The 8,347-nt window shown below is 67.8% G+C and carries 21 protein-coding genes and 1 pseudogene; 20 read left to right on the top strand and 2 right to left on the bottom strand.

The annotated features are described in order from the left end of the window. Positions 1-116: 116 nt before the first annotated feature. The 13 genes from Ato02nite_RS10730 to Ato02nite_RS10670 all read left to right on the top strand — a co-directional run bounded on the left by Ato02nite_RS10730 (position 117) and on the right by Ato02nite_RS10670 (position 5,181). Complete coding sequence (locus tag Ato02nite_RS10730; RefSeq protein WP_213006295.1) at positions 117-392, top strand: helix-turn-helix domain-containing protein; 276 nt, start codon at positions 117-119, stop codon at positions 390-392. Next, entirely contained in the window at positions 389-718 is a 330-nt protein-coding gene (locus Ato02nite_RS10725) for a hypothetical protein (RefSeq protein WP_213006294.1), read from the top strand. The genes Ato02nite_RS10730 and Ato02nite_RS10725 overlap by 4 nt, the downstream gene beginning before the upstream one ends. After that, positions 715-1,164: a hypothetical protein gene (locus Ato02nite_RS10720; protein ID WP_213006293.1), complete on the top strand. Its 450-nt coding sequence runs from the start codon at positions 715-717 to the stop codon at positions 1,162-1,164. Before Ato02nite_RS10725 ends, Ato02nite_RS10720 begins: the two co-directional genes overlap by 4 nt. After that, positions 1,161-1,421, top strand: coding sequence for a hypothetical protein (locus Ato02nite_RS10715; RefSeq protein ID WP_213006292.1), 261 nt, complete (start codon positions 1,161-1,163; stop codon positions 1,419-1,421). Before Ato02nite_RS10720 ends, Ato02nite_RS10715 begins: the two co-directional genes overlap by 4 nt. A gap of 80 nt (positions 1,422-1,501) precedes the next feature. Then, a complete protein-coding gene (locus Ato02nite_RS10710) occupies positions 1,502-1,795 on the top strand; it encodes a hypothetical protein (protein WP_213006291.1) in 294 nt (97 codons plus the stop codon). Between the two features lie 71 nt (positions 1,796-1,866). Further along, complete coding sequence (locus Ato02nite_RS10705) at positions 1,867-2,550, top strand: hypothetical protein (RefSeq protein ID WP_213006290.1); 684 nt, start codon at positions 1,867-1,869, stop codon at positions 2,548-2,550. Continuing rightward, positions 2,547-2,804, top strand: coding sequence for a hypothetical protein (locus tag Ato02nite_RS10700; protein ID WP_213006289.1), 258 nt, complete (start codon positions 2,547-2,549; stop codon positions 2,802-2,804). The genes Ato02nite_RS10705 and Ato02nite_RS10700 overlap by 4 nt, the downstream gene beginning before the upstream one ends. 46 nt (positions 2,805-2,850) lie before the next feature. After that, positions 2,851-3,192: a hypothetical protein gene (locus tag Ato02nite_RS10695; RefSeq protein WP_213006288.1), complete on the top strand. Its 342-nt coding sequence runs from the start codon at positions 2,851-2,853 to the stop codon at positions 3,190-3,192. Next, on the top strand, positions 3,189-3,410 hold the full coding sequence (locus Ato02nite_RS10690) for a hypothetical protein (RefSeq protein ID WP_213006287.1): 222 nt from the start codon (positions 3,189-3,191) through the stop codon (positions 3,408-3,410). Before Ato02nite_RS10695 ends, Ato02nite_RS10690 begins: the two co-directional genes overlap by 4 nt. Beyond that, a complete protein-coding gene (locus Ato02nite_RS10685; RefSeq protein WP_213006286.1) occupies positions 3,407-3,670 on the top strand; it encodes a hypothetical protein in 264 nt (87 codons plus the stop codon). The genes Ato02nite_RS10690 and Ato02nite_RS10685 overlap by 4 nt, the downstream gene beginning before the upstream one ends. Further along, positions 3,663-4,511, top strand: a complete 849-nt coding sequence (locus Ato02nite_RS10680; RefSeq protein WP_246606426.1) for a DNA adenine methylase — start codon at positions 3,663-3,665, stop codon at positions 4,509-4,511. Before Ato02nite_RS10685 ends, Ato02nite_RS10680 begins: the two co-directional genes overlap by 8 nt. Then, complete coding sequence (locus Ato02nite_RS10675; RefSeq protein ID WP_213006285.1) at positions 4,508-4,951, top strand: hypothetical protein; 444 nt, start codon at positions 4,508-4,510, stop codon at positions 4,949-4,951. Before Ato02nite_RS10680 ends, Ato02nite_RS10675 begins: the two co-directional genes overlap by 4 nt. Further along, complete coding sequence (locus tag Ato02nite_RS10670; protein ID WP_213006284.1) at positions 4,948-5,181, top strand: hypothetical protein; 234 nt, start codon at positions 4,948-4,950, stop codon at positions 5,179-5,181. The genes Ato02nite_RS10675 and Ato02nite_RS10670 overlap by 4 nt, the downstream gene beginning before the upstream one ends. A 5-nt stretch (positions 5,182-5,186) precedes the next feature. Here the strand turns inward: Ato02nite_RS10670 and Ato02nite_RS10665 are convergent, their stop codons facing one another. Further along, complete coding sequence (locus Ato02nite_RS10665; RefSeq protein WP_213006283.1) at positions 5,187-5,705, bottom strand: GIY-YIG nuclease family protein; 519 nt, start codon at positions 5,703-5,705, stop codon at positions 5,187-5,189. Further along, positions 5,706-5,972 (bottom strand): hypothetical protein, encoded by a 267-nt coding sequence (locus Ato02nite_RS10660; RefSeq protein WP_213006282.1) that lies wholly within the window; start codon positions 5,970-5,972, stop codon positions 5,706-5,708. Positions 5,973-6,086: 114 nt separating this feature from the next. On the opposite strand from Ato02nite_RS10660, the gene Ato02nite_RS10655 reads away from it, so the two are divergent. From Ato02nite_RS10655 to Ato02nite_RS10625, 7 genes and pseudogenes are all read left to right on the top strand, one after another. Next, on the top strand, positions 6,087-6,368 hold the full coding sequence (locus tag Ato02nite_RS10655) for a hypothetical protein (RefSeq protein WP_213006281.1): 282 nt from the start codon (positions 6,087-6,089) through the stop codon (positions 6,366-6,368). Further along, positions 6,365-6,847: a DUF4326 domain-containing protein gene (locus tag Ato02nite_RS10650; protein ID WP_213006280.1), complete on the top strand. Its 483-nt coding sequence runs from the start codon at positions 6,365-6,367 to the stop codon at positions 6,845-6,847. The genes Ato02nite_RS10655 and Ato02nite_RS10650 overlap by 4 nt, the downstream gene beginning before the upstream one ends. Continuing rightward, positions 6,844-7,221 (top strand): hypothetical protein, encoded by a 378-nt coding sequence (locus tag Ato02nite_RS10645; protein WP_213006279.1) that lies wholly within the window; start codon positions 6,844-6,846, stop codon positions 7,219-7,221. The genes Ato02nite_RS10650 and Ato02nite_RS10645 overlap by 4 nt, the downstream gene beginning before the upstream one ends. Then, positions 7,218-7,454, top strand: coding sequence for a hypothetical protein (locus tag Ato02nite_RS10640; protein ID WP_213006278.1), 237 nt, complete (start codon positions 7,218-7,220; stop codon positions 7,452-7,454). Before Ato02nite_RS10645 ends, Ato02nite_RS10640 begins: the two co-directional genes overlap by 4 nt. Continuing rightward, positions 7,451-7,726, top strand: a complete 276-nt coding sequence (locus Ato02nite_RS10635; protein ID WP_213006277.1) for a hypothetical protein — start codon at positions 7,451-7,453, stop codon at positions 7,724-7,726. The genes Ato02nite_RS10640 and Ato02nite_RS10635 overlap by 4 nt, the downstream gene beginning before the upstream one ends. Beyond that, positions 7,723-7,965, top strand: coding sequence for a hypothetical protein (locus tag Ato02nite_RS10630; protein ID WP_213006276.1), 243 nt, complete (start codon positions 7,723-7,725; stop codon positions 7,963-7,965). Before Ato02nite_RS10635 ends, Ato02nite_RS10630 begins: the two co-directional genes overlap by 4 nt. Continuing rightward, positions 7,965-8,347 (top strand): annotated as a pseudogene (locus tag Ato02nite_RS10625) (hypothetical protein); the annotation flags it as partial. The gene Ato02nite_RS10630 and the pseudogene Ato02nite_RS10625, both read left to right, overlap by 1 nt.

The following is an 8,347-nucleotide window of genomic DNA, read 5'->3' as shown; positions in this document are numbered from 1 at the left end:
ACTCCTGCGGTATCAGCCAGTATAAGACGATCTCAAATCTATAGATGTGCGTCAACCTGCTACCACGTTAGCATTAGCATGTTGTCTCAGGTTGTAGCGTTCGGTATCGTTGGCGCATGCCGAACACCACCCTCGCCATCCCGGCAGGCGTTGAGATCAACGGCGACAAGGTCCGCGTCCTGCGCAAGCTCCGCGGGCAGTCCATGGCCGACTTCGCCGCCCGCTGCAAGTTCTCCGTCGGATACCTGAGCCACATCGAACTCAAGCGCCGCCCCCGCGTCAGCCCGGAAGCGTTCGCGGCCATCTGCGACGCCCTCGACATCCCGGCCGGCGAGCGGGACACCATGCTCACCCGCACCGCGCAGCGCGCCGCCGCGAAGGTCGCGGCATGACGTCGCCGCTCGTGCCCCTCGCCGAGTTCGCCCGCCTCGTCGCCCGCGAACAGCATCGGGTCCTGCCGCTCGACGAGGTCGCCGAGCTAACCGGCTTCTCCCTGCGGTGGATCGAGACCGAGTGCCGGGCCGACCGCCTCGATCACACCCAAAAGGGCCACACCCGCGGCATGACCCTCGCCCAGGTTGACCAGCTCGTCGCCAGCCGGCGCCGAGGCCGCACCGAGGTCACCGCCTCGGCGGTGCAGATTTCCGGCCGTGCCGCAGCGATTGAGGCTTCCAAGCGCAGCGCGAACCGTGGCTCTCGCCGGATGGACGTCGCATGACTACGCGCCGCACAGCCCTTCCCGTGGTCTGGGGTCGGGTTCCCTTCGGTGGTTGTGTCTACGCCCTGAACTTCGACATCGGCATGGTCAAAGTCGGCAGGACCCAGCACCTCGACGCCCGCCTGAAGGCGCACGAAGACTTCATGCGCAACTGCTACGGCGCCGAACTGCTCGAAGTGTGGCTGAGCGGGCATCACGACTGCTACGCCGCGACTGAACGCCTGGCCATCTCGACAGCAGAGTCACTGATGACAGCCGACTCGATCCAGATCGGCCGCGAATGGTTCTACGGCATCGACTTCGGCCGGCTCCGAGAACTTCTCGCCGCGGTCGACCCGTTCGCACCAGCGCGGTCCGTGGCCCCATCTGCACGTGAGCGTCGACGGCCCAAGGAGTCGGCGGGTGCCAAGCTTTCCTTCCGCCTGCTCGATTGGGTCATCGCATGACCCCCGGCGACCGCAATCGTTCCGAGGCCGCGAACCGTGTCGCCTCCTGGGCGTCTCTGGACGCGAACGCCCTGGCTGAGGCGATGAGCGCTCCCCGCGAGTGGCCGGCCAACGTCCGCAAGTGCGAGACGGTCGGCTGGACGGTGGACATCGGTGACCCGGTGTGTCCGGTGTGGTGCCCGACCGAGGCTGCCGTTGCCGAAGTGTTGGCGGAGCAGCTGATGCGCGAGCGGGCCCTGGCCTACCGCGATTCCTGACACGAAGCGGCGTCCCAACTATCGGAAGTAGCTGGGACGCCTCGCTGATCATCCCATCGCTAGCTACGAGCGAGGAAATCATGACGATCAATACTCAATACGGTACCGGGACGCCCACCGCGTCGACTACCGGGTCACCCGAAAACGGCATACCCGCCCTGACCGTCGACCTCGAGGCCTACTCGGTCGACTGGCACCGCTCGGTCATCCACACCCGCCCGCAGCACGGCTGTGTCCTGTGCCTGCCGACGCCCTGCTGGTGCGGGTTCAACGACGGGATCTGCCCGGTAGCCGACGAACACCGCCGCGAGTACGCCTCGAGTGAGACCGTCTGGCGCAAAGCAGCCAACACCCCTGCTGTGTGGCGTTCATGACACGGCACGGCTACGGCCTTTACTCGAGCGGCTGCCGGTGCGCCGTGTGCCGGGCAGCGAAGGCCGTGTACATGCGGGAGAAGCGCCGCAACGCTTCTCTGGCACGCCAGGCCGCCCGTGCCGAAGGGGCGGTCTACGTCGCCCCGGAAATCACCCACGGGCTGACCGGGTTCCGCGAGCATGGCTGCCGCTGCGCGATCTGCAAGTCCGCCGACAAGGAGTACAAGCGCGCGGCCAACTCGGTCATCGCCCTGGTTCCGGTGTCGGCTGATATTGCCCGCGGTATCGGTGCCGGCCGCCGCGTCCAGGCGCTCTGCTGGCTCGGCTGGAGTCTGGCGGAGCAGGCTCGTCGTGCGGGTTTGCCGCTGGCGTTCCTGAGTCAGGTCGCTGAGTGCCGTCCGATCTCTGAGCAGGCCATCCAGATCATCGCGCTGCTGTACCGCCGCTTGTCCGAGACCCCTGCGATTGGGGTGGACGCGTCGCAGGCGCGGCAGGAGGCGATCGAGCGGGGCTGGGTGGGCCCACTTGGGTGGGACGGCAGCGACATCGACGACCCCGCTGCTTTCCCGATCACGGTGCCTCAGGGTGGCCCGAAGCTGCTGGTCGCCTGGTACCGGACCTACCAGCTCCTTGACGGCCTGGGCCTGACACGCCGGGAGATCGCTTCGGTCCTGCGGTCCAGCCCGAACTCGGTGAGGACACGCCGCGATCGCGCTCGCCGCCATCCGTTGATCCGACAGGCGGCAGTCGCATGACTCCCCCGCAGATCCTCACGTTCATCGTCGGCGTCTGGCTGGTCGGGTCCGGCATCGGCGCGGGCTTGTTCCTGCTGCTGGGCCGGCGCATTTACGGCCGTGGTGTCGAGCATGGCCGCCGCCTGACCGAGGTGGCGCATTCGTGGCGTGGCGAGCCGGTTGTGCCGCCGGTGCCGCGTCGCCGGTGGTCGCGTCTGGACCGCAAGCAGGCGCCCGCGCCGCAGCCGCGGCGCCCGGTCTTTCACGACTCCTGACTTCCGTCCGCTTCCTGTTCCGCTCTCACCACCACCGAGGTTCCTGATGCCCGATACCAGTACGAACGTTCTGCCCCCTGAGGAGTTGACCCAGGAGGTGATCGGCCAGCTCAACGATGCTGCCGCCGCTTTCCTTGCCGGACAGTTCCAGCCCGCCCGAGACGATGAGCCGGCCCGGCCGTTACCCGTCCCGTACGTGGCGAAGCACCGCCTGAATGAGGACCTGCACACCCGGACGATCACGCCGGCCAAGGTATCGGCTGCTCTCACCGACGTGCCAGTGCCGCTGGAGAGACGGCGTCCCGGCGCCGCTCTGGCTGGGCTTCCGGTGGATGAGCCTGCCCGTCGTGCGTCACGGCTGCTGCGGTTCCTGGGCGCGAAGCCGTGACGGCGCTCGAGCTGCTGTTCGCCGTCGACCGGCTGTCCCTGTTCGTGCTCGGGTTCGCGCTCGGCCTGATCGGGGCTGGGCTGATCGGCATGGGCTTGCGGCGCCGGGACCGCCGGGCCGAGAAGCGCAGGGCTGCCGCCTGGGATGCCGACGTGAAGACGGCGCTGGAGCCGGTGAGTGCCTTCACGCCTGGTGTGGCGAAGGTCGGCGGCCGATGAACGGCCCGAACGAGCGCCAGTTCGGCGTGAACGGTCCGTACCACCGCCGCTACCCGGACCCGCACGAGTGGGCGTCGAACGGCGGCTCGTTCGGCAGCTGGGCTGCGGAGATGACCCGGGTGCGGGTGAACGAACTGTCGTGGGAGGCGGCCGGCGAGCAGGTGGCCGAGGAGATCGAGCACGTGCTAGCTGGGGATGCGCCGATGCCCCCGCCGTGCGAGCCGAAGCGGCGGATGCGGCGGGGTGAGCCCGGTGAGTAGCGCGATCAAGCCGCCGTTCACGTACTTCGGCGGCAAGTCGAACATCGCTGAGCAGATAGTGGGCTTCTTCCCCGAACACGTGCATTACATCGAGCCGTTCGCCGGCTCCCTGTCGGTGCTACTGGCGAAGCGCCCGTCACGGATGGAAACGGTCAACGATCTCGACGGTGACCTTCAGACGTTCTGGCGAGTACTGCGCGACCGCACCGCCGACCTGGAGCGGGTCTGCGCCCTTACCCCGCATTCGCGGACGGAGTACGCGCAGTGCCGTGACGCTGAGCCGGTTGCTGACGAGTTGGAGACGGCCCGCCGGGTGTGGCTGCTACTCACCCAGGGCCGGGGCGGGACGCTGCGGGACGCGAAGACAGGCTGGCGACACTTCGTGAACCCTCGCGGTTCGTCGATCGGCATGCCCGGCTATCTCGACGGCTACCTGTCGCGGATGGGCCCGGCCGCGGAGCGCCTGCACAGGGTGTCGCTGGAGTCGATGCCCGCGATCGACCTGATCGCGAAGTACGGCAAGGAGCCGGAAGCCCTGATCTACGCAGACCCGCCCTACGTCGGCACCACCCGGGGCTGGGGCAACAACTACAAGCACGAGCTGAAGTCCGACGACGAGCACCGCGAACTCGCCGAGGCACTGCACGCGTGCGAGGCCTCGGTGGTGCTGTCCGGCTACCCGTCCGACCTGTACGACCGGGAACTGTTCGCCGGCTGGTCGCGGGTGGAGATCTCGTCGATGACCGGCAACGGCGTCGAGAAGGCGCGGACCGAAGTCCTGTGGTCGAACCGCCCGATCGGTGAGCCGACTCTCTTCGACCACTTCGGGGAGGCGGCATGAACGACTCGACGAACCCGCTGGAAATGCTGGCCGACCGCCTGGAGACCGACCGCCGCGAGCTGGAGACGGCGAAGTCCCGGGCCGAGGACCCGTGGGCGCTGCTCGACGGGGTGGCTGGCGAGCTGCACCGCGTGGAGATGACCCTCCGGACCCTGGCAGTGCAGGTGCATGCGGGCGTGCCGCCGACGCATCGGGCACCTCGCCGCTGGTTCAACTGGCGCCGCGAGGAGGCGGTCGCATCCGCCGAGCCGCCGTGGGTGTCGGCACAGGTTGCCGTGCCCGACGTGCCGCGTGTGGAGGCGGGCGAGACGACGCGGAGGCTTCGCCCTGCGACGCTGTTCGTCGACCGGGCACCTGGTGAGCCGGGCGGCGAGACGCGGGCATGGCTCGCGAGGGGCGGCCCGATGCCTCGCAACCGAGGCCTTTGGTCGTCGCGGTGAAGAGTGTCGTGGATGGCGCGGGCGCCCTGCTGCTGTGGTCGGGCGCCCTGTTCTGGTTCGCCTGGCTGTTCACCCTGTGCTTGGCCGTCATGGCGGGTGTCCCGATCGGCCGGCGCATGCAGGTCCGCGACGACGAGGACGCGCGGGCCGAGGTTCGCCGGGCGGTCGAGGAGGCGGCCAAGCCGAGTGTGGCCCTGCTTCTGCCGACGCAGCGGGACGGTGAGCGGTGAGCCGGTCAGTCCTGGGTCTTCGCCTTCGGCATGACCGTCCGCATCGCCGCCTTGCGCGTCCGCTTCACCGGTCCGCGCCTCTTGCCGGGCAGCGGGGTGTCGGGGTTGTCGAGGCGCCATTCGATGTACGCCTGGATGTCGGCCGACCGGCCGCTATCGCCGACAAGCGTGCCGTACTCGATCCAGACGGAGTCGAGCAGTCGGAGCCGCCGGATGTTGTCGTAGCCGCGCGGCTCCCGCAGGTGGGCGGGCACAGGGAGATTCGTCGTACCCGCCACGTTGTGGATCGGAGACTCGGTTTCGAGAGCCCGGTTCTCCTCGGTGATCCCTGCATGCCGATTGGGGAACCAGTCAATGCGAGTACGGCTGGGGTCGACGTCCCTCCACCACAGCTTCTCGCGGGCGTGGCACGCCAGGCGGACCTCCGGGTCGATAGCGACGCCAACGTAGAGCAACCGACCGAGCTGATCGAAAACGCGGTACACGGCGGTCGGTGCGTCGAGGGTGCTTTGCAGGAGCGTCACTCACTCGTCCTTTGGGATCTTCTGGACGGTGGCCGCACGCTTCGGGGGGAGCTTCGCTGCCTTGCGGATGCGGTCGATGTTGACCCGGTCGTAGCTGCTCACGGTGCTAATGACGGACGGTCCGAGGTCCAGTTTCAGCGCCGCAACGATCGCAGCTTGGTGGGCTTCCCTGGCGCGCGTTTCGGCCGCCCTGGCTGCCGCGTGGGCTTCCGAGGCTGCTCGTACTTCGGCGAGGGCTTCCACCTTTGGGTCTTTCTCCTCCGTCATGCGGCTCATTGTCCGGGCCGATGTAGCACGGTGCTACGTTCCATGTGTAGCATGGCGTTATAACGCGACGCTACATTCGATCGCGAACCCTTCCCTATGGTTTAGGAGCCCCCCATGGCCCCCGGCCTTCAACTGACCCCCAGCAACGCCGTTGCCGTCGTGACGCTCGGCATGCTTCCCGCCTTGTCGAATGCCGACCTGCTCGACGTAATCGCTGGTGCCTTGAACGAGTTGGACCGTCGCGGTGACGACATTGAGTTGCGCGAGCGGAGCATCTCAAGCAAGTGGGCCGACGTCAGCCTCGGTGATCGCGGATACCGCGCCGTCTTTCACGACGTCTCGATCGCGGCGCAGGCTTCCGAGCCCGTCAACGCCGAACCGGTGGATGCCGCATGAGCCCGCAGCGAATCCAGCGTCAGCGCACCGCCGGGTGGCGCATGCCCGAGGGTGCGGTCTACGTCGGCCGTCCGACCCGTTGGGGTAACCCGTTCCGCTACGAGGACAGGTCACGTGGGCTGGTCCGCTTCGGCCCGGAGCACCTGGCCCGCTTCGGACGCGAGTGGGACTACGAGGGTCGCTGCTCCGCCGCCGGCGCGAGTCACGACATGTGGTTCAGTCAGGACGACATCGTTGAAACCCATGTCCGGTGGGCAAGTCTGGACGAGATCGTCGAACTGTTCCGGCTGACGCTGACCAACCCGACGCCGGGAATGCGGGCCGCGTTCCCTAGCGGCAGTGGCCGGTTCCTGAAGGTCACAGTCGAGGACGTCCGGGCTGAGCTTGGCGGCAAGGATCTCGCCTGCTGGTGCCCCTTGCATGAGCCGTGCCACGCGGACGTGCTGCTTGAAATCGCCAACGCGGGTGGCGGGTCATGACCATCACCTACCTCAACCCAGCCCAGGTCCCCCTCTACGTCGACGTGCTGTTCGACGGCAACGGCGTCAAGTTCTTCCGCGACGACGAGTCGCTGGCCGGTGGGTGGAACATCGCCGACGGGCAGGCGGGCATCGACCTCGTCCAGATCTTCCACGCGTTCGGCCCCCTGCACCCGGCCTGCACGCGCTGTGAGAAGACGGTCGCGGACGGCATGTGCTGCTCGTCGCACCAGCACGAGTTGTGCCACCGCTGCTACCGGATCACGCACTTCGTGGAGATCTGCGGGCGCGAGACCGACAACGGCAGGTCGTGCAGCAAGTGCGCGGTTGAGGGTCTCGACCCGACGCAGCGCGTTCGGAGTGAGGCCGCATGAACACCCACCAAACCTTCCTGGTCACGGTTACCAACCACGCCCCCGTCTCAGCCCGCACGGTCGGTGAGGGTGTCGAGTCGACCCTGTTCGCCGGTGTCGCCCGGGTCGCGGTGACCGAGGTTGAGGTCACCACCTACACGCAAACCCCGGCCGCGACGATCTGCTCGGTCCAGTGGCCGAACAAGCCGGTCGCCGAGCAGGTCGACTGGCAGAACGGCGAGGTGGGGTCGTGAACGACCTCAACCTGACGGCGATCGCCTCCAACTCCGAGCGCGTCTACGCGTACATCGGCGAGGACCCTCACGCCGCCGAAGACCTGCCCGCCTGGGTGGTCGCCCATTTCACGGTCGACGTGCCCGCGCTGGAACGGGAGATCGAGCACCTGCGGCAGGTGATGGAGCGGGTTGGCCGGCGGCTGTACGAGTCAACCGGCGACGGACGGCCGATCACCCCCGAGTTCCTGAAGGTGCTGGCGATCGAACTGCGCCGGGAGGTGTCCGCATGAGCCTCGACACCGCCATGGACGCGATCGCCCGGATCGACGAGGGCACCGCCAGACCCGCCGACCGGCTGATCGCCGACGTCTTCGACCGGCACAGCAGCGACTACTGGATGAGCGCTGATGTGCAGCTCGACCGGTATGACGCCGAGCGGTGCGTGATCTGCCGAGGACCGGGCGGACCGGAGTGCGACACCTGCACGGCGGGCTGGGACTTCGAGGTCGCGCGAAGGAGTGACGTCTGATGCCGATCGTCGAGGGCACCGAGAAGATCCTCCGCGAGTTCGAGTTCCACTCCGTCGAGGAGTCCGACGACGGCCGCTGGTACATCATCGACGGCCGACGCCTCATGTCCGTCACCACAGCGTTCAACGCGATCGCCAAGCGTGGACTGATCCCGTGGGCGGCGATGCTGACCGCCGAGCAGGCGTTCGCCGACCTGCCCATGCTGGTGTCCGCGTCCCGTCGTAAGGAGTGCGAGAACACCTGGTCGCGATGCCACCACGACGACGGCGACAGTTGCGAGAAATGCCCGTGCCGAGTGTGTCCGCTCTGCGTACGCAAGTGGCTGTCCGACCGGCACCAACGCGAATCATCGCGCCGCGCTGATGAGGGGCAGCGGTTCCA

The sequence above is a fragment of the Paractinoplanes toevensis genome (genome assembly GCF_018332695.1).
Lineage (GTDB): Bacteria > Actinomycetota > Actinomycetes > Mycobacteriales > Micromonosporaceae > Actinoplanes > Actinoplanes toevensis.
The sequence above is the reverse complement of the archived record's forward strand: the minus strand, read 5'-3'. Positions and strand labels throughout refer to the sequence as shown.

Bases quoted from the DNA above. Each gene is read 5' to 3' on its own strand.
- Ato02nite_RS10685 (WP_213006286.1), top strand. From the start codon at position 3,407: ATGAACGGCCCGAACGAGCGCCAGTTCGGCGTGAACGGTCCGTACCAC.
- Ato02nite_RS10675 (WP_213006285.1), top strand. From the start codon at position 4,508: ATGAACGACTCGACGAACCCGCTGGAAATGCTGGCCGACCGCCTGGAG.
- Ato02nite_RS10730 (WP_213006295.1), top strand. From the start codon at position 117: ATGCCGAACACCACCCTCGCCATCCCGGCAGGCGTTGAGATCAACGGC.
- Ato02nite_RS10695 (WP_213006288.1), top strand. From the start codon at position 2,851: ATGCCCGATACCAGTACGAACGTTCTGCCCCCTGAGGAGTTGACCCAG.
- Ato02nite_RS10705 (WP_213006290.1), top strand. From the start codon at position 1,867: ATGCGGGAGAAGCGCCGCAACGCTTCTCTGGCACGCCAGGCCGCCCGT.
- Ato02nite_RS10715 (WP_213006292.1), top strand. From the start codon at position 1,161: ATGACCCCCGGCGACCGCAATCGTTCCGAGGCCGCGAACCGTGTCGCC.
- Ato02nite_RS10720 (WP_213006293.1), top strand. From the start codon at position 715: ATGACTACGCGCCGCACAGCCCTTCCCGTGGTCTGGGGTCGGGTTCCC.
- Ato02nite_RS10630 (WP_213006276.1), top strand. From the start codon at position 7,723: ATGAGCCTCGACACCGCCATGGACGCGATCGCCCGGATCGACGAGGGC.
- Ato02nite_RS10725 (WP_213006294.1), top strand. From the start codon at position 389: ATGACGTCGCCGCTCGTGCCCCTCGCCGAGTTCGCCCGCCTCGTCGCC.
- Ato02nite_RS10650 (WP_213006280.1), top strand. From the start codon at position 6,365: ATGAGCCCGCAGCGAATCCAGCGTCAGCGCACCGCCGGGTGGCGCATG.
- Ato02nite_RS10645 (WP_213006279.1), top strand. From the start codon at position 6,844: ATGACCATCACCTACCTCAACCCAGCCCAGGTCCCCCTCTACGTCGAC.
- Ato02nite_RS10660 (WP_213006282.1), bottom strand. From the start codon at position 5,972: ATGACGGAGGAGAAAGACCCAAAGGTGGAAGCCCTCGCCGAAGTACGA.
- Ato02nite_RS10700 (WP_213006289.1), top strand. From the start codon at position 2,547: ATGACTCCCCCGCAGATCCTCACGTTCATCGTCGGCGTCTGGCTGGTC.
- Ato02nite_RS10640 (WP_213006278.1), top strand. From the start codon at position 7,218: ATGAACACCCACCAAACCTTCCTGGTCACGGTTACCAACCACGCCCCC.
- Ato02nite_RS10710 (WP_213006291.1), top strand. From the start codon at position 1,502: ATGACGATCAATACTCAATACGGTACCGGGACGCCCACCGCGTCGACT.
- Ato02nite_RS10655 (WP_213006281.1), top strand. From the start codon at position 6,087: ATGGCCCCCGGCCTTCAACTGACCCCCAGCAACGCCGTTGCCGTCGTG.